At 52.6% G+C, this 19,405-nt stretch carries 14 protein-coding genes; 4 read left to right on the top strand and 10 right to left on the bottom strand.

The window, feature by feature from the left end:
• Window positions 1–198: 198 nt before the first annotated feature.
• Together pflA and JUJ53_RS03960 are read left to right on the top strand one after the other, a co-directional pair.
• Window positions 199–963: a pyruvate formate-lyase-activating protein gene (gene pflA, locus JUJ53_RS03955; RefSeq protein WP_204150680.1), complete on the top strand. Its 765-nt coding sequence runs from the start codon at window positions 199–201 to the stop codon at window positions 961–963.
• A 42-nt stretch (window positions 964–1,005) separates the two neighbouring features.
• Window positions 1,006–1,743, top strand: a complete 738-nt coding sequence (locus JUJ53_RS03960; protein WP_204150681.1) for a class I SAM-dependent methyltransferase — start codon at window positions 1,006–1,008, stop codon at window positions 1,741–1,743.
• Window positions 1,744–2,068: 325 nt separating this feature from the next.
• On the opposite strand, the gene JUJ53_RS03965 is transcribed toward JUJ53_RS03960, so the two are convergent.
• From JUJ53_RS03965 to purU, 8 genes are all read right to left on the bottom strand, one after another.
• On the bottom strand, window positions 2,069–3,436 hold the full coding sequence (locus tag JUJ53_RS03965; RefSeq protein ID WP_204150682.1) for an FMN-binding glutamate synthase family protein: 1,368 nt from the start codon (window positions 3,434–3,436) through the stop codon (window positions 2,069–2,071).
• Window position 3,437: 1 nt separating this feature from the next.
• Complete coding sequence (locus tag JUJ53_RS03970; protein ID WP_239124757.1) at window positions 3,438–4,133, bottom strand: hypothetical protein; 696 nt, start codon at window positions 4,131–4,133, stop codon at window positions 3,438–3,440.
• Window positions 4,130–5,029 carry a class II glutamine amidotransferase gene (locus JUJ53_RS03975; protein WP_204150683.1) on the bottom strand — a complete coding sequence of 300 codons (900 nt, stop codon included), beginning with the start codon at window positions 5,027–5,029 and terminating at the stop codon, window positions 4,130–4,132. Before JUJ53_RS03975 ends, JUJ53_RS03970 begins: the two co-directional genes overlap by 4 nt.
• Before the next feature lie 141 nt (window positions 5,030–5,170).
• Window positions 5,171–5,818: a methylglutamate dehydrogenase gene (locus JUJ53_RS03980; protein WP_204150684.1), complete on the bottom strand. Its 648-nt coding sequence runs from the start codon at window positions 5,816–5,818 to the stop codon at window positions 5,171–5,173.
• On the bottom strand, window positions 5,815–8,739 hold the full coding sequence (locus JUJ53_RS03985) for a 2Fe-2S iron-sulfur cluster-binding protein (RefSeq protein WP_204150685.1): 2,925 nt from the start codon (window positions 8,737–8,739) through the stop codon (window positions 5,815–5,817). The genes JUJ53_RS03980 and JUJ53_RS03985 overlap by 4 nt, the downstream gene beginning before the upstream one ends.
• The gene (locus tag JUJ53_RS03990; protein ID WP_204150686.1) at window positions 8,736–9,011 is read right to left on the bottom strand and encodes a sarcosine oxidase subunit delta; all 276 of its coding nucleotides are present in this window, start codon (window positions 9,009–9,011) and stop codon (window positions 8,736–8,738) included. Before JUJ53_RS03990 ends, JUJ53_RS03985 begins: the two co-directional genes overlap by 4 nt.
• A 76-nt stretch (window positions 9,012–9,087) precedes the next feature.
• Window positions 9,088–10,329 carry an FAD-dependent oxidoreductase gene (locus JUJ53_RS03995; RefSeq protein ID WP_204150687.1) on the bottom strand — a complete coding sequence of 414 codons (1,242 nt, stop codon included), beginning with the start codon at window positions 10,327–10,329 and terminating at the stop codon, window positions 9,088–9,090.
• 99 nt (window positions 10,330–10,428) lie between these two features.
• The gene (purU, locus tag JUJ53_RS04000; RefSeq protein ID WP_204150688.1) at window positions 10,429–11,292 is read right to left on the bottom strand and encodes a formyltetrahydrofolate deformylase; all 864 of its coding nucleotides are present in this window, start codon (window positions 11,290–11,292) and stop codon (window positions 10,429–10,431) included.
• Window positions 11,293–11,439: 147 nt separating this feature from the next.
• Here purU and JUJ53_RS04005 point away from each other — a divergent pair, with 147 nt between their 5' ends.
• Both JUJ53_RS04005 and JUJ53_RS24550 read left to right on the top strand, forming a co-directional pair.
• Window positions 11,440–12,081 (top strand): XRE family transcriptional regulator, encoded by a 642-nt coding sequence (locus JUJ53_RS04005; protein ID WP_204150689.1) that lies wholly within the window; start codon window positions 11,440–11,442, stop codon window positions 12,079–12,081.
• 931 nt (window positions 12,082–13,012) lie between these two features.
• Window positions 13,013–13,402: a YHS domain-containing (seleno)protein gene (locus JUJ53_RS24550; protein WP_239124758.1), complete on the top strand. Its 390-nt coding sequence runs from the start codon at window positions 13,013–13,015 to the stop codon at window positions 13,400–13,402.
• Window positions 13,403–13,769: 367 nt separating this feature from the next.
• On the opposite strand, the gene JUJ53_RS04015 is transcribed toward JUJ53_RS24550, so the two are convergent.
• Window positions 13,770–15,233 (bottom strand): SulP family inorganic anion transporter, encoded by a 1,464-nt coding sequence (locus tag JUJ53_RS04015; RefSeq protein ID WP_204150691.1) that lies wholly within the window; start codon window positions 15,231–15,233, stop codon window positions 13,770–13,772.
• Between the two features lie 732 nt (window positions 15,234–15,965).
• On the bottom strand, window positions 15,966–19,298 hold the full coding sequence (locus JUJ53_RS04020; protein ID WP_204150692.1) for a PAS domain S-box protein: 3,333 nt from the start codon (window positions 19,296–19,298) through the stop codon (window positions 15,966–15,968).
• Window positions 19,299–19,405: the final 107 nt, after the last annotated feature.

The following is a 19,405-nucleotide window of genomic DNA, read 5'->3' on the forward strand; positions in this document are numbered from 1 at the left end:
CCACTCCGATCGTTTTTTACCCACGCCATTAATGTGACGTACTGTAGGGTGGGCATTGCCCACCCCTCAATCTTCACCCTCACATACAGATCTCATACAGATCTGCTTCCAAGAACTCAACATTCCCCAAAAGCTTAGGATGGTGGGCAATGCTACGTTGATGCAGCGTTGTTCATCAACCGTCTAGTTATGCAACCTATGTTTACTTCAGTCTCTAGTTCCGTTCCTATGAGGGGCGATCGCGGCCGAATCCATTCGGTTGAAACCTGTGGCACGGTAGATGGCCCAGGAATTCGATTTGTGATCTTTACCCAGGGCTGCCGCCTGCGCTGCCTTTATTGTCATAATCCAGATACCCGTGACCCGAACCAAGGGCAAGAGGTCACCGTTGATGATCTCTTGGCCGAGATTCAGACCTATCGTTCCTACATGACCTATTCCGGTGGTGGCGTGACCATTAGCGGCGGTGAACCCTTGCTGCAGCCGGAGTTTGTCCATGAACTCATTCGTCGTTGCCGAGCGATCGGTATTCATACGGCCCTGGATACCTCTGGTTATCCAGACTTTGAGCGCTCTAAACCGGCTTTAGATGATGTAGATTTAGTTTTATTGGATATCAAATCCTTTAATCCCCAAATCTACCAAACCGTGACCCATGTGCCCATCGAGCCAACGTTACGTGTAGCGCATTACTTAAACGACATCCAGAAACCTACCTGGGTTCGCTTTGTACTGGTACCAGGCTTAACCGACGGAATCCAAAATATGGAACAACTGGCCGCGTTTGTAGCTCAATTAACCTGTGTGGAAAAGGTGGAAATCCTGCCGTTCCACCAAATGGGTAGCTACAAATGGCGGCAGCTTGGCTATGCCTATGCGCTGAAAGATACAGCAACCCCGACTCAGTCTGAAGTGCAGCAAGCCGTAGAAATTTTTCAAGCCCATGGACTTACGGTGCAATAATTGTTCTATCGCCTCTGGGATTTTGGGTAGAAGGAGAGATCAATGGACGAGCAAAGTATTTTTTTGGACATCCACCAAGGATTAGAGCGGGAAAGTCCTGGTGGTGCTTTGTATACTCAGCAAGCCTTTGATATGTTGCCCGCCCTCTCCCATCCCCAAATCTTAGATATTGGCTGTGGGCCAGGGATGCAGACGCTAACCCTAGCACAGCTCAGTGATGGGTCGATCACCGCCGTGGATAACCATCAACTCTATCTGACAGCGCTGCAGCAGCAAGCCACTGCGTTTCCGGGGCGAATCACCTGCCTGAATGCCGATATGAGAAACTTGCCCTTTGCACCCCAAAGCTTTGACCTGATTTGGGCTGAGGGGTCTATCTATATTATCGGATTGGAAGAGGGGTTAACTCAGTGGCGATCGCTCCTGAAACCAGGTGGATACATGGTGATCAGTGAATTAGTTTGGATTAAGCCTAATCCTCCGGCAGTCCTGCACGACTATTGGCAGCAGGGCTATCCGTCTATGCGTTCGGTTGAGGAGGTTGCCGCCCTCATTCCCACCCATGGCTATACCCTGATCGGAACGATGCTCATGCCAAGTCAGGCATGGTGGAACTATTATCAACCCCTCGAAGAGCGGGTCAACCACATGCGTCAGGTCTACCACGACCAACCGCAGGCCCTAGCCGTTCTGGATCAAGAACAGCAGGAGATTACCATGTATCGTACCTATGGTGAGTGGTATGGCTACAGCTTTTTCATCATGCAGACAACCAGCTAGGTGCCTAGCTAGGCAGCATGTCTATTTTATCGAGATCACCATATCGCTTTTCAAGAGGTCTTGGATGGTAAGTCTTGAAACATCCAGCATGAGTTAAGCACTGAAAACGACCATGAACGTATGTTTTTGATCTGTTCTACCCTCTAGAGTTATTCAAGAGTAGGTGTTGCTGAGTCAAGATATGAACATATCCGGTTAGATGCGCTATTGATTCCAGTCCGTGACCGTACCCAGACGTCTGTCGCCCCCTTGTCAAGGGAGCGACGAAGCGGGGCATCGAAGGCAGGATATTGCGGACATGAACATTGAACCGGATTTAATCCAATCAGAACGATGATTGTCCTGGAATCCAGTTTGTGCCTGCCAGGGGAAGCTGGGCCATGGCTGCCGCTTCAATGGTTAAGGCTACCAGATCTTCTCGCTCTAGGTGATGGATATTTTGCTTGCCAGCTGCACGGGCGATGGTGGTCAGTTCCATCGTTAGCGTTTGCAGATAGTTTTTGACATGTTTTGCGCCCATCTCTGGCTCTAGGCGCTGTTCTAATACAGCATCTTGGGTCGTTACTCCTACAGGACATTGACCGGTGTGGCAATGATGGCAGTAGCCGGGGGCTGTGCCCAGCGCCCTGTAGTCATCCACAGCGGAATGATGCTCACCGTTTTGGATGTAGCTATCTCGGTTACAGCCTAGGGCAAATAAGACACCCTGACCGATAGATACGGCATCAGCTCCTAGGGCGATCGCTTTGGCTACATCTGCCCCAGTGCGCACGCCGCCCGATACAATCAACTGTACCTTATCTTTCATCTCCATCTCTTCGAGAGCCATGACCGCTTGGCGGACAGCGGCTAGAGTCGGAATGCCCACATGTTCAATGAAGACTGACTGGGTGGCGGCAGTTCCGCCCTGCATACCATCAACAACAACGACATCGGCTCCGGCATGGACAGCTAGTTTGACGTCATTATAAGGGCGGGAAGCGCCAACTTTCACGTAGATGGGTTTTTCCCAATCGGTAATTTCCCGCAGCTCTTGGATTTTAATCGTGAGATCATCAGGGCCTGTCCAGTCAGGATGGCGGCAGGCAGAGCGCTGATCAACCCCTTCAGGTAAGGTACGCATTTCGGCTACGCGAGGATTGATTTTTTGACCCAGCAACATACCGCCGCCGCCGGGTTTGGCTCCTTGTCCAATGACAATTTCGATAGCGTCAGCTTTGCGGACGTCATCAGGGTTGAAGCCGTAGCGAGAGGGTAGGCATTGGTAAACCAGGGTTTTCGAGGATTGACGCTCCTCCTGAGTCATGCCGCCGTCGCCGGTGGTGGTGCTGGTGCCCATGGCTGTGGCCGCCCGGCCTAGGGCGTCTTTCACATTGGCAGATAAGGAACCGAAGCTCATGCCGGCAATGGTAATGGGAATATCTAGCTCAATGGGCTTTTTAGCGAAACGGGTTCCCAAGACAGTTTTTGTTAAACATTTCTCTCGGTAGCCTTCCAAAGGATAGCGGGTCAACGATGCGCCTAGGAAAACTAGATCATCAAAGTGGGGTAGCTTGCGCTTTGCACCCAGGCCACGAATCTCGTAGAGACCGTGGGCAGCCGCATTGTAGATGTAGTTCATCATGTGGCGATCGTAGCCCCAGGATTCTTCTAGGCTGAGGCGTTGGTTAACGTTGTCGGGTGATGTAGTCATATCAATAGTCCTGCTTTGCGTCGGCGTTCCAGTGGTAGAGTTGGCGGGCGGAGGCCACGCGCTGAAAGTCGTTGGGATTATGGCTGAAACCAGCTTGTTCCAGTAAGTTGGCAACGATCGCTTGATCGCTTTCGGTCATCGGTTCGATCTGGGCATCGGCTCCTAGAGACTTGATGGTGCCGCGTACATAGAGCACGGCTTCGTAGAGAGAATCGCCCAAGGCATCCCCTGCATCGCCGCAGATGACCATGCGTCCAGCCTGAGCCATGAAGGCGGAAAAGCTGCCGACGCTGCCGCCTACGACGATGTCACCTCCTTTGAGAGAAATGCCGCAGCGCAGTCCTGCATCCCCGTCGATCACCAACAGTCCCCCTTGGGCCGAGGCACCGGCGGAAACCGAGGCAAACCCTTTGACATGAACTCGACCGGACATCATATTTTCGGCAACGCCTGCCCCGGCATTGCCATAGATGGTAACCGATGCCTGTTGATTCATGCCAGCGGCGTAATAGCCTGTGTGTCCGTGGATATCAACTGCGATCGCTTCCTGTAATCCCACAGCTAAGTTATGGGCCCCATTAGGATGGTGGATATCGATATGATCTCCAGGGTTAACCCGTTGATGCAGATAGTGATTGACGTCTCGCAGAGATGCGGTTGTCAGATCAAAGGAGATAATATTAGTTGTGGAATTCATGACACCGTCCATACATACATTTCCTCGGGTGCAGGCTCATAGAGGGTAGCGTGGTCTATATCGGGGAGGTGGGCTAGGGAGCGAAATTCGGAGGCGATCGCTACATAGTCATCGGTTTCTGCCACAATAGCGGGCTTGCAGGCAAAGGCGTCCCGTACTAGGGCTAGGGTATCTTGGGTACCCATCAAAAAGGTAAAAAAGCCATCGAGTTCTTCAAATCCCTTTTGCAGGGCAGATTTTAGATCATCACCTTCCTGCATTCGCCATTCTAGATAGCGACAGGCGGCTTCTGTATCATTATCTGTGTCAAAGTGAATGCCACGGGGTTCCAGCATTCGTCGGATCGAGTGGGGATTGGATAATGATCCGTTGTGGACGAGGCAAAAGTCTTCCCCAGCCGTAAAGGGATGGGCATGGGCAGGGGTGACGGCTGACTCGGTGGCCATGCGGGTGTGGGCGACGACATGGGTGCCCTTGAGATGACTGAAGCCATAGCGCTCAGCCACGGCGGCGGGCTGCCCTTCGTCTTTGTAGAGGTCAATGGTGCGCCCTGTAGATAGAATATGTACTGTAGGATAATGTTCCTGGATCCAAGGTTTAACAACAGCGGGAGATAGGTTAGCAGTGAGAATGCCGTGGTTACCTTGGGTATGGATCTGGGCTGTGCCGCCAAGCTGTTGGTGTAGTGACTGGACAAGCTGACCCCAATCCACAACGGTGGCACCAGAGTAGAGGCTATATTTGCGATCGCTTTCCGCAATGGGTTGGGTAAAAACCGCGAGGCCGGCAGAGTCAGGGCCGCGTTCGGCCATGCCAATCAGCATGGGTACCGTGAGTGCCCCGAGGGAGTCTCGCAGGGCTGGATTTTTTATCAGTAGACCAACAATTCCGCACATGGTTTTGGGTGACTAAGTGAACATTAACGCTGGTTTTTTCTTGAGGAAGCAGGGCTAGAGAGATACCCAGGCTACTACAGCATCCATCTGTATTATCAATCTTTCAGATGATCTGTGTAGGGCGTTGCTAAATCGTGATGCTTACTCAAGATCATATAAATAGGCCGCGCCGACGGGGCCGCCTCCCAGATCTTGGGCAATCGTGACTAGGGTTTGCCATAGGTAAACCCCAAAGGTCCCGTCGCACCAGATACGATAGAATGGTTGTCCAGCGCGATCGCCCGGAATGACGACTACGCTAACTCCAATCATGGACGTTAAAACTACAGGCTGTTCAGTAAGATCGAGGGCTGGAAAATTAACGCTGCAGGTTTGCCGTAGTAGATCGGGAACGGCGCGTCCAGTGAGGGCGATCGCTAAGTCCTGGCGCAAGACCGGATAGACCTTAGGAGGTAACTTCGCCATGTGTTGAGCTAGCTGGGGGGCGATCGCTCCCTCCCAGCCATCTTCGATCAGGAATTCGGTAGTTCCTAAGCGGGCGATCAGTCCATCGCTCGGTAAGGTACACCATTGATTGGGATGTTGGGGAACAGGTAACCCCTGGGATACCAGCCAGGCAGCAGCTCCCGCCCCTTTTACACCCCATCGAGTTAAGAAGGAGCGATCGCATAGTCCCAAGGTATCGCCTTGGAGATCATCCGGGGTAGACCAAAGGGTGGACATTCCGTTGATGTCTCGCCATGTTGCCGAGGGTGAGAGACAATCTTGAACTGGACTGGCCCGCATCATACAAACGCCTCCTCGCGACTCAAGGCCGCCTGACGGTGATTATCTGGATCATAGAAAGGGGTGGGGGCAACGGTGGCGGTGACCATGCTGCCGTCGGTGAGCCGAATCGTGATCTCAGTACCGATCGCCGTTAGCTCAGGCTGTAGATAAGCTAGACCGAGATAGCGTTTCAAGCTGGAACTATAGCCAATGCTGGTGACCCGCCCGGCAATATCGCCATTATGGATCACCAAGTGGCATTCCTGAGGTGGTCTGCCCTGGAATCGTTCTGGCAAGGTAAAGCCAGCCAGGATCTGCTTGGGCGATCGCTGCTTGAGAATCTGTAAACTGCGCTGTCCGATAAAAAAGGGTTTATCCATTTTCACGGCCCAGCCCAGATTAGCGTCGTAGGGTGTGGTTAACCCATCCGTATCTTGCCCCACAATCACATGCCCCTTTTCTAGGCGCAGAAGCCGCTGGGCCTCCACCCCAAAGGGACGAATTCCCAGATGTTTCCCAGCGGTGATCAGGGCATCCCACAGCGCCTGTCCTTGGTCAGCGGGCACATGCAGCTCATAGCCCCATTCGCCCACAAAGCCAACCCGCATCAGCAGGGCTGGAATGCCTGCGATCGCCCCTTGACGCACCGCCAGATAGGGAAATGCATCGGGTGATAGGTCTATATCTGTGAGGGTTTGCAGGAGAGAGAGCGATCGCGGGCCAGCCAGGTTCACCGCCGCTCGGGCACCGGTTAGATTGACGATGCCGCAGTCCATCTGCCACATCGTTATTAAGCGGCTGAGCTCTCGATAAATACGGGCAGAGCCAGAGGTGGTGGTGGTGAAGTAAACATGATCGGCGGCCAACCGCGCTACGACTCCGTCATCGATTACCACCCCGGATTCATCCACCATCAAGGCATAGCGGCTGCTGCCTACCTTCATTTTGGCGAACTTACCCGTATAGATACGTTCCAAGAAGGCCATGGCATCCGGGCCGCGTAGCTCTAGCTTACCGAGAGTACCCACATCAATCAATCCTACTCGGGTACGTACCGCCATCACCTCCTGCTGGATGCAGGCCTCCCGTGTTAGCCCCGGACGGTGGTAGTAGGCGGGACGCTGCCACTGACCGGCGGGCATCCAGACCGCGCCCTGCTGGGCGTGACGACTATGGAGGGGCGATCGCCGCTCGGGCATGAAACCCCGTCCTGCCAGATGGGCCATGGGCACCGGATGAAACATGGGGCGGGCGGTGGTGGTGCCGATGGCATCAGGGGGCAGTTGGCGCAGATGAGCTAAGATCCGTAGGGCATTCATATTCGAATGTTTACCCTGGCTGGGGCCCATACCCACCGTGGTATAGCGTTTCAGTAACTCGATGTTGTCAAATCCCTCCTGTACGGCATGGATAAAATCGTCATAGTGCAGATCTTCATCAAAATCCACAAAATTCTTACCCTTAGGATGGGCAATCATCGGATAGGGATGGGAAGGACATTCCGGGGCGATCGCTTTCTCTAAACTAGGTGCCGTATTCACAAGTCCCAACCTGTGAGCCGCCGCTAGCCCAGCCCACTGTCCATCCCGTTGCTTATCTTCCCAGTCATAGACCCCATTCACCCGTCCACAGGCAAAAATACCCGCTGGCAAGCGATCGGGGACAAACTGCTGCACCGTCGCATCAAAGCGCATCGTCACCCCAGCTTGATACAGCAAATTTGCCGTCGGAGCCCAGCCCACACTCATCACCACCCCATCACAGGCCAGGGTCTGGGTAAAGCCGGTCTGGGGCTGGCCGTTTGTATCAAGGGGACAGACGACCACCGAGGCTACCCCATCGCCGCCTGGATTGGGTCGGGCTTCATAGAGACAGGATTGGGAGAAAATCTGGATACCCCGCGCTTGCACAGCCCGCACCGGATCGGTAACCACGGGCTGCGATCGCATCTCCACCACCGCCACCACTGTCACACCCTGGGCGGCCAAATCCAGCGCCGCCCGGTAGCCATCACTGTTGGACGTCAAGACCACCGCCCGCTCCATCGGCTGAACGGCATAGCGATAGATTAACCGCTGGGCCGCGGATGCCAGCATCACCCCCGGCAGATCATTGTTGCGAAACACTGCCGGTTGCTCATAGGCACCCGCCGCCACAATCACAGCCTGAGCGCGCATCTTGGCAATATAGTCTCGATGCACCAAGGGCACCCAATGGTCGGCATAGTAGCCCGCCGCCACGGTGTCCGTATAAAGACGAATGCGGGGATGCTGCTGCACCTGAGCGACAAGGGCAGCCGTCTGGCGCGATCGCTCTCCATCATCGCCCCGTTGATAGTGCCCCGATCCGCCAGCATGGGCATTCTCGTCTACCACTACGACATCAGCTCCCGCCTCCGCCGCAGCGATCGCTGCCGTGAGACCAGAAACTCCCGATCCAATCACCAGCACATCACAAAAATCGTAGCGCTTGGGCGTGCGCAGGCGGGGCGTGGTGGTATCCACCGCCCCTAAGCCAGTGATAGAGCGGATGACGCGCTCCCAGAAGGGAAACTGGTTCTTATCTAGAAAGGCTTTGTAGTAGAAGCCGACGGGCAAAAAACGAGACAAGCGATCCAATACACTGGCGCGATCGCCCTGGACGCCACCAAAGGTATGGATCGCCGTGAGATCCATGCCCGACTCCACCGGCACCACATCCGCCCGTAGATTTAACTTGGGGCCATCCTGCATCAGCGTGTTGACATCGTGATTGGCAAGACTGAGGATACCTCGGGGGCGATGGTACTTAAAACTGCGCCCCAACACCCGCCGCCCCGCTGCCCACAGAGCGCTGCTGACGGTGTCACCGTGATAACCAGAGATCGATTCCCCCTCAAAGGTGAACGAGACCGGCTGATGGCGATCGATCCATTCGCCGGAGATGGGTGGCAAGCGCTTCATGGCGACACCTCCTCAAGCATCTGACTGCCATACAAATAGGTACGCTGAATTTCATCCGTCAAGGTATGCCGCTCGGCAATAAACCAGGTATTGCTGGGCGTATGGCACCACCATTCCTGCTTGAGTCCAGGCACATTATTTTGGTTAAAAATATAGTCTGCCCAAGTTGCATCATCCGCTGTTGCCGGATCAGGCATGGGCCGCAGCTCACCACCGTAGAAAAATTCTGAAATCGGTCGTTGTCCATTGATAGGACAGGTCATCAGTTTCATGGTATCGTCCTCAACAGCTCTAACCCGATCGCTCCAAGCTTGTCCTTAAGGTTCTCTCAATATCTCCTTCATGTCCCTAATGTCCCACCGATGCCGCTCCTTTTTCACCTACGAGGTCATACCGCTCAAAGCGATCTAGAGAAAACTCGCGAATTAACTCATGGGGGCGATCGCTGGCTACGGTAGCCGCCATGGTTTTTCCACAGACTGGCGTGGCCTTAAAGCCCCAGGTACCCCAGCCGGAGTCAAGATAAAATCCATCGATGGGCGTTTTTCCCATAATCGGTGCAAAGTCTGGGGTCATATCGGCCATACCCGCCCACTGGCGGACAATTTTTACGTGGGATAAAAAGGGAAATAGATCGAGCATGTGAGTACAAAGACCTTCAACAAAATCAAAGGTAGACCTGGTGGAATGCAGCTCGTAGGGATCCAACGAGGCTCCCATCACCAGCTCGCCCCGCGCCGTTTGGCTGACGTAGACATGCAGACTGCCGGATACAATAATCGCATCCAGCCAGGCCTTCATCGGTTCACTGACCATGGCCTGTAGGGGATGGACATAGAGGGGCGATCGCAATCCCACCATATCCAGCAAACGCGGCGTAGAGCCGGCCACGGCGCAGAGCACTTTATTCGTGGAAATATTGCCCCGATTGGTCTGAACACCGGTCACCCGCCCGGACGTTACGGTAATGCCAGTCACCTCCGTTTGTTGATGGATCTCGACGCCCCGTTGATCTGCACCCCGCCCATAGCCCCAAGCGACAGCATCATGGCGGGCAATGCTGCCGGGAGCATGGTACAGGGCTCCCAAGACGGGCAAATGTCCCCCACAGTGCAAGTCCATTTCAGGACAGGCGTCCTGGATTTCTTGGGGCCCCACGAGCTCACTCTCAACGCCGAAGTGCTTATTTACCTCTGCCCGCCAGCGCATGGTACGCAGGGCTGAGTCGGTGTGGGCTAGGGTAAAATGCCCACGGGTGGAATAAAAAAGATTGAGATTAAAGTCCTGCGCTAAATCTTGCCAAAGGGTGACCGATTGATCGTAAAACTTGACGCCTTCGGGAGTCAGGTAATTGGAGCGAATAATCGTGGTATTGCGCCCGGTGTTGCCACCGCCCAAATATCCCTTTTCAATCACCGCCACGTTGGTAATGCCGTGATCTTTCGCCAGATAGTAGGCCGCTGCCAGCCCATGACCACCGCCGCCAATAATCACCACATCGTAGTGGGATTTGAGGCGATCGGGCTGGCGAAACATGCGTGGTTCGGGGTAGGTCTGAGATAATCTAAATTTGAGAAGACGCAATGGCATGGTGGAGTCCCTGGGATAGGCTAGGGTGTGAGCGGCAATTGTGATATGCGGGCGGAATGGGAGAATCTGGGGTTGCGCGTTTCTGAGACTAACTTAGGATTAACGGAATACGACGGTTTTATTGCCATAGACAAAGACCCGATCCTCAATGTGCGATCGCAATCCCCTAGCTAGGACAGTTTTTTCAATATCACGACCGTAGCGAACAATGTCATCAATCGAGTCGGAATGATCCACACGAATCACATCCTGTTCAATAATCGGCCCATCATCCAGGTCTGAGGTGACGTAATGACAGGTGGCTCCCACCAGCTTGACGCCGCGCTCATAGGCCTGGTGGTAGGGCTTTGCGCCAATAAACGATGGCAGGAACGAATGGTGGATATTGATGATGCGGTTAGGATAGCGATCGCACATCTCCGGTGACAGAATTTGCATATAGCGGGCCAGTACCATCACATCGCCCTTGACCTGATCAAAGAGATGGGCAATTTTATCGAAGGCGGTCTGTTTATCATCTTTAGGAACCGGTACGCAGTAGTAAGGAATCTGATGCCACTCCACAAACTCCCGAAAGGTTTCGTGGTTGGAAATCACGCAGGGAATGTCCACGTCTAGCTCACCACTGCGCCAGCGCGCAAAGAGATCATAGAGACAGTGATCGGGTTTGGAGACCAAAATCACGACCCGAGGCTTACGGGCCGAGTCGGTAATCGCCCAATCCATCTGAAAGTCGTGAGCGATCGCTGTAAATGCTTCCTCAAACTCCGCCACGGTTTGGAACGGTAGAGAGTCTGCCAAAATCTCCTGGCGCATGAAAAATCGAGACACCGGCTGGTCGGCATGGTGCTGGGCTTCCACAATCCAGCCGTTGTGCTGGGCCACAAAGGTGCTCACTGCCGCTACAATGCCCACCCGGTCAGGGCAGGACAAGGTCAACCGATATCGCCTGGAAGATGCCATGGGAGTTATCAACAGGAAACTTTAGTGAATATCATGGGCAAAAGTTTCTCAAATGTCAACATAGTTTCTTGTAGTGATACTCGATGCTACAATAAAGCTCCCGATGTCTACGGAAGGACTACCCCGATCGCCCTGAGGACAACTGCCATGATCGATCCCACCGTCAAGCTACCCGCCGTTGGTGAACCCGAGGCGATCGCTGATTCCCTGGCCCGCTATCTGGGCAGCACCATTCGTGAGCTGCGCCAAAAACATGGCCTGACCATTGCCGACGTGGCGGAGCAGGCAGGGATCTCTCGGGGCATGTTGTCGAAAATTGAAAATGCTCAAACCTCCACCAGTCTAGACACCTTGGTCAAACTGGCGAACGCCCTAGGGATTTCACTCTCCAAGCTGTTTCGCAACTACCATGTCTCCGGCGGCGGCGCGCAGTTGGTGAAACGAGGAGAGGGCATGGAAGTGGTGCGGCGCGGAACTCGCAGCGGTCACACCTACCAACTCCTGGCCTATGACCAGGGCCCGACTAAACTCTTTGAGCCATTTCTGATTACCATTGACGACGCCTTCGAGATTTTCCCCACCTTCGAGCATCCTGGCATGGAATTTTTGCATATTCTAGAAGGTAAGATGGAATATCGCCATGGTCAGCATACCTACTTGCTAGAGCCCGGTGATTCCCTCACCTTTCGCGGTGAAACGCCCCACGGCCCCGATAAGTTGATTGAGCTACCTATTCGGTTTTTAGCTATTATTTATTATCCTGCACCTAGCGGTTTAGATCCACGCTAAGCCCTTTAAATGCACGGTCGGACAAGACATCTCGTATGCTGCCAGCGCTTCCGCATTGACACCTGTCTCGATCGCTCCTGCGACACTTGAGGTCTGGGCGCAGGAGCAACCCTGGGAGCATTCCCACGCTCAGCATACGCGTCATGAGAATTGCTGGGCATAGTGCAATCGGCATTGCTGAATTGATAGATGATTTGCCCTCATCCCCAACCCTTCTCCCCAGGGAGAAGGGAGCTAGAACTCCTGTTCCCCTAGGGAGAGGGCTAGGATGAGGGCGGATTGAGCAATTCATGCTTGTATTCAGCAACACCGTGCAATCTTGGTGCTAACCCAGAGACTTCTTAACGTCCCCCCATATGGTTCTCAGTCTATTCTCAGCTTAAGCATCGTTAATGACGGTTGAGTCCAAGCCGAGTTCGGTGCTCTCTGATCAGCCACGCTCATCCATCACCACCTCTGTGAAATTAGAGACTTAGGTCATCTAATTTTGTGAGGGGATGGGGCAGTGTCTGTATAGCAGGACATTCTTGCCAACGATTCGATCCACTCAACCTCAGGATATTGTATGAACGTCAAATATATCGCTGCGCTAGCAACTGCTTCGATTCTCGGTCTAGGTCTAGCCGTTGCTTTACCCCAATGGACGAACGCAGGAACAGAATCAACGGTTTCTCAAGCGAATCCCTGTGCAGGGAACCCCTGCGCTGCTGACCCTTGTGCAGGTAACCCTTGTGCTGCTAATCCTTGCGCTGCTGATCCTTGTGCAGGTGTAAATCCCTGTGCAGGTAATCCCTGTGCTGCTGACCCTTGTGCAGGTGTAAATCCCTGTGCAGGTAATCCTTGCGCTGCTGATCCTTGTGCAGGTGTAAATCCCTGCGCTGGAGCAAATCCCTGCGCTGGAGAGGATGCCTCGTCGGCTGATTCGGCACCCATGATTTACTCGGACACGAGTGGACTAGCCATTCGCGGCACAGACCCCGTTGCTTACTTTACAGAAGGCAGTGCTGTACAGGGTAGTGAAGCCTTTGAACATGTTTGGATGGGAGCAACGTGGAGATTTTCCAGCGCTGAACATCGCGACTTGTTTGTGAACAACCCTGAAGCTTATACGCCTGAATATGGCGGATACTGCGCTAAGGCTGTGAGTGAAGGCAATCTGGCTTCTATTGATCCCAATGCTTGGAGACTAGTTGACGGAAAGCTTTATCTAAATTATAGTATAGGCGTTCAAAATCAGTGGTTGCAGGATGTTCCGGGCAATATTGCCAAGGGTGATGCCAACTGGCCGGGTGTCTTAGTTGGTAATGTCGTTCATCATTAGACCCAGCTTGCTTTCGATAACACAGGACTTGTAAGCTCTGAGGTATGCTTGCTAATAGGGACGAACAATCAGATTGATGAGTTGTTCGTCCCTATCGCAGTTGTCCTGATCACAAGATCAAGATAAATCTGGTTCAAGAGTGACATAATTTACGTCTTACTCTAGACCGCTTCCAAGCATGGACTAACAACTGTTGCTCCTAGCTGCTGGCGATCGCTTCATGCCCAGCACTAAATTTATTTGAAGATGCTCATTATGGTAAGATTACAGTGCGTTACCGTTCGCTAACACACCCGACAGCTAATGCTGTTTCCCATGAAATGGGTATAACAAGCGATCGCTTTTCAGGATACGATACCAAGGAAATTTAGGCAGTTCCTGAGCTGCTGATTTTTTCAAACAGGGTAGCGCTAGCCCGGTTGAGTCCGACTAAATCTACCTCAATGCCATTCCGGCGAAAGCCAAATACAGCCTTGTCGATGACCTCAACGGCTCCTTGATCCCATAAATGGGCATGGGTCAAATCGATGGTGACGCGATCGATGAGTTCAGTAAAATCAAAAGCCGCCAGGAACTCATCGCGGGATAGAAAGAAGATTTGTCCGGAGACGTGATAGATACGGTGAGATCCATCGTCACTGAGGATCTTATCAATCAACACAAGGTCAGCAATTTTGCGAGAGAAGAAGACAGTGCTCATCACAATGCCCGTGACGACGCCTAGGGCAAAGTTGCGGGTGAAGATGGTGACGAACATGGTGGTCAGCATCACAATTGTTTCACTGCGAGGGATGCGTTTTATATTCTTGAAAGACGACCAGCGAAAGGTACCGATCGCGACCATGATCATCACCGCCACAAGGGTCGCCATGGGCATTTGCTTCACCCAGTCTTGCAGCACTAAGATAGCAAACAGCAGAAAAACCCCAGAAGCAAGGGTGGACAATCGCCCGCGTCCTCCAGACTGCACATTGATCACCGATTGGCCAATCATGCCACAGCCTGCCATGCCGCCAAAGAAGGCGGTTACCATATTGGCAATCCCTTGACCTTTAGCTTCTTTATTTTTATCGCTGGGAGTATCCGTAAGATCGTCTACTAAGGCAGCTGTTAAGAAGGAAGCCAATAGACCAACGATTGCTAAGGTGAAAGAATAGGGAAAGATGATTTGCATAGTCTCTAGGGTCAAGGGAACCTGAGGTAAGCTGAATAATGGTAGGGTTGTTGGCAGTTCTCCCATATCTCCAACCGTTGGCACCTCTAATTTGAGGGCGATCGCTGCCAGGGTCATCACAGCTAGGGCAACTAGGGGCGAGGGAATGACCTTGGTGAATCGAGGCAGGATGTAGATGATGCCTAGGGATAGAATCGTTAGCACATACACTGTGTAAGGAACATCTGTCAGTTGGGGCATCTGGGCTAGAAAAATCAGCACCGCAAGGGCGTTAATGTACCCGATCATCACGGCGCGGGGCACAAATCTCATTTGGCGTCCCAGCTTTAACAGTCCAAAAATGACTTGGAAGATCCCGGTGAGTAAGGTGGCGGCTAGTAGGTACTGCAAGCCATGGTCTTTGACAAGGTCAATCATCAGCAGCGCCATGGCTCCGGTGGCGGCAGAGATTGAGCCTGGACGTCCGCCCAAAAATGCAGTAATCACGGCAATGATAAAGGAGGTGTATAGACCCACTTTGGGATCAACGCCAGCAATGATCGAGAAGGCGATCGCTTCTGGGATGAGCGCTAGACCGACGACAGCGCCAGCTAAGATATCATTTTTGGTATTGAAAAACCAGTCTCGCCTAATTTTTCTAAGTTTTCTAAGATTCAAGGTTCCCTCGATAGTTCAGTTCAAATGTTGTCAGCTCGTATCAGGTCTTCATGCCGTTTTACATGGGAAGGGTCTGATGGTGGTCTAAAACTTTAGTGGAGTGCTATCAAATCTGGCTAGACATCCTATTCATGCAAGATTGTGCCGTACCCAGATATCTGTAGCCCCCTTGCCAAAAAGGCGGCGAGGCGGGGGATCGAAGGCAGGATGTCCTAGCCATGACCATGCAACCGGACTTGATATAAGTCTAAGCATGGGTGTCTTCTCCAGCAAAAACGTTAACTCCAGCCCACATGATACGGCCTCAGGGTTCGGTTGAAAGGTTTTTTCTGGCTGTTTTTTGTCGGATGGATCGATATATGATTTGCCCTCATCCCCAACCCTTCTCCCTAGGGAGAAGGGAGTTGGAACTCTCTTATGGTGCCAGATCTCCTGTGCTTTTATGGTGCCAGCGCTCCTGCGCTGACACCTGCCTTGATCGCTCCTGCGACTCCTCTTCCGCGACTATTCAGGTCTGGGCACAGGAGTGCCGCTTGGAGCATTCTTACGCTCAGCATAGGAACGGTAGGTCTGTCCCGAGCTGCTTGAAAACAGGATGACTAGATGGGTTGGAGAAAGCTCGTTCCTTCGTTCAGGATTGGGCGGATTGGACAAGCTACGGGACACCATGAGGATTGCTGAGACGCCAGCGTCATGGGGGTTGCCCATCAACCAGTTAGCCGGTGGTTGTGATCATTCTGGATGGGTCGATCTGGGATGAATGGGAAAGGTCAGATGGAAGCAGGTGAGTTGATCCTGGCTGCTGAGTCGGATGGTGCCACCGAGATGTTCCGTCAAGCGTTTGATGAGCGCTAGTCCTAGCCCAGTGCCGCCATGCTGCCAGCGATCGCTCCTTGTGATCCGATAGAATTTTTCAAAGACGCGGGATTGTTCTTCTGGAGCAATCTCAACGCCAGAGTTTTCCACATCTAAGTCCCATGTTGAGGTCTGGGCGCGCACCCGAACAGTAATCTGATGAAAGGGTGGGGTATATTTGCAGGCATTGCTGAGGAGTTCGACTAAAATCCGAGTTAGGCTAGCGGGATCGGAGCTAACGGTGGGCAGCTTTTCAGGGACATCAATATGTAGAGTTTGCTGTCCTGCCTGCATCCTCACCTCTAGAGATTCAGCAATGTGCGGAATCCATTCTTCAAGCTTCACGGATACGAGATCTAAGGGTTGGGTGCCGGTTTCTAGGTGTTGCAGGTCTAACAAATCATTGATCAGCGCTAGTTCTTGGTTGCATTGCTCGCGCAGGATTCTCAGATATTGATCAATGCGGCGATCGCTCACCTGTTGTTGTTCCAACACAATTTCCAGCATCTGGGTAGCCATGTTAATACTAGCCATGGGGCTACGCAGTTCATGGGAGACGGTGTTGAGAAAATCGTCTTTGAGATGGTTCAGGTGTTCCAGTTCCTGCACCTGACGCTTAGTCGCTTGATATAAACGGGACTGACGAATGGCGATCGCACATTGGTTCGCCACCTGCTGCACTAAGCGAATTTCTATAGCGGTGAAGGGTACGTGAGCTTCGCGGTAAATCCACAGATCACCGATGACGCCCTGGTCATCAATCAGGGGATGGGCTAAGGCTGTAGCAGGGTAGTTAGGACGTCGTTCCAAGCCACGAATGAGGTCTAAGGTGCAGTAATGGAGCGGATTGCCTTGTAACAGATGTTGATAATAGTCCTCATAGTCTGCCATGGCGATGGTCATGCCTTGGGAGGATGGCAGAGACGACTCGGTGCTTTCGTAGATGACAGTGGAGGTGCGCTCTGTTAAGTCGTAGACGGCGGCATCACAACTGAGGGTTTGCAGAACGGTGGATAGCTCATTGACGGCCGTTTGTAAGATAGCAGATTCATCTAAGCTATCGCGTACCTTATCTGTGATGCGCTTCAGCAATGCCTCAAATTCTAGACTCTGATTGAGCTGAGCCGTGCGTTGATGTACGGTATTTTCTAGGGTGCTGTTGAGCTGCTTGACTCGGACAACGAGATCAGACTGTTGAATGGCGATCGCCACTTGGTCGGCAATGATGCGGGCTAACTCAACCTCTGCCGGTTGCCAGCCGCCGAGGGTTGGATCTTTGGTTAAAGTCAGGGCTCCCCAAGTCTGGCGATCGCCCTGGTGATCACCTTCAATATCCAGCAGAAATAACATCCAGGCTCCCGGAAAAGCGGTTGCTAATGCTGGATAGTCTTGGTCGGGATGATCGACGCACATAAACCGCTGCTGCAGCAATCGCTGGGATAGCGGGTGATCCATAGCTACTTCTAGGGTGGTGCCGTCAAAGAGACCAAGATGCCGTCGATGATCAACCCGGTTTTTCCAGCATCCTTGAGCCATCAGACACTGCCAAATTTGCACATGGTTGGCAGGCAGGAGGGAACCAATTTCACGGGTAGCCGCCGCAAAAATCGTATCTAGATCGAGGGACTGACGAATAGCGCGAATCACCCGATTGAGCCCCTGCTCTCGCTGTACTTGGTAGTGAATGTGGAGTTCAGTTTGTTTGCGTTGGGTAATATCGGTGTCGGTGCCCATCAGCCGCTCAGGGTTACCGTGGCGATCGCGACTCACATGCCCCCGCGCCAAAAACCAGCGGATGCTACCGTCTCGATGCAGCATCCGATGCTCCACATGAAACGTAGGCGTTTTCCCTGCTAAGGCGTCCTGGACGGCGACCCCAACCCTAGGGCGATCGTCAGGATGGACATAGTTTGTCCAATCTTCAATGGTATTTTGAATATCCTGATCGGCATACCCCAACATGTTCTTCAATTGAGGATCGAGATAGATCTCACCGCTAGCCAAATGCCAATCCCAAACGCCTACCTCACCGGCAGCGATCGCCATTTGATAGCGCTGTTGGCTTTGCTGCAGAGCCGCCTCAACCTGCTTGCGTTCATGGATATTTTCAATGATCGCTACGCTAAACAAGGGATGATCATGATCATCTAAGATAATGCTGGCACTAATCTTGACCCAGCAAATCTCTCCTGTTTTCTTGATGTATCGTTTATTTATCGCGTAATAAGGAATTTGTCGATTATTGAGTTGACGACATAACTCATTTTCGATCGCTTGGTCATCCGGATGGGTAATGTGGTGGTAGGTGAGCGAGAGCAGTTCTGCTTCGGTGTAGCCCAACATTTGGCAAAAAGCCGGGTTGACTTCCAAGAATTGACCACTGAGGTCTGCTCGATTCATGCCAACGTGGTTTTGTTGGAAAATAGCGCGAAACCTGGCCTCACTTTGTCGCAACGATTTTTCCATCTCCTTGCGATCGCGAATATCAGTATTCGCAACCACACAGCCCTGTATGGTTCCTGACTGATCGCGTAGCGGATAAATCCGTGAAATCATGCAGTAGTGCTGTCCATCACGGCAAGGATAAACCAGCTCCACGCCGCTGATCGACTCGCCACGAAACACCTGGACTAAAAGCTGGTCTACGGTATCTCGAATATCCTCAATGAGCAATGATCGAAAGGGTTGCCCTAGTACATCTGCATCGTACTGCAACAGTGTTTTGCAGGCTACATTGCAGGTTTGCACCTGTCCGTGGCGATTGAGGGAAAAAATGGGATTGGGTGATTGGTCTACGGCCTGCCGATAATGTTCACCCTGCTCCAGTCCGTCAAGGGAGGGAGAGCGATCGCCCTGGAGCTGACCCATCGCCTGAAATTCCACTAGATTGCCATCGGTATCCTGCACAGCTAGAATCAGCCAGGTTTGCTCGTAGACCGATCCATCGGAGGCAACTGCCGAACATTCATAGGTTGTACTCAAACCAGTCTCGCTCAAGGTTTGCACCCGCTGCTCTAGGGAGGGGCGATCGCTCTCGGGCAACAGCGCAAAGAAATTTTGCCCCACGAGCTGATCCATCGTTGCCTGACAATGGTGGCAGTAGGCCTGGTTGACAAACGTTAAGGTTCCATCCGCAGTGAAGAAACAGATCCACTCCGACAGACGATCCAGAATCGTGGATGAGTAAGCAAGGGCAGCCAATCTATCCAAGGGGGTATTTAGAATAGAGGAAAAGGAAAAATCAGGATAGATCATGAACCGATTAAAGATGATGTAGGCATGTGGAGTCAGTTCTCCACAACACAACACTCAGGTTA

Source organism: Leptolyngbya sp. CCY15150 (assembly GCF_016888135.1).
Classification (GTDB): Bacteria; Cyanobacteriota; Cyanobacteriia; order RECH01; family RECH01; genus RECH01.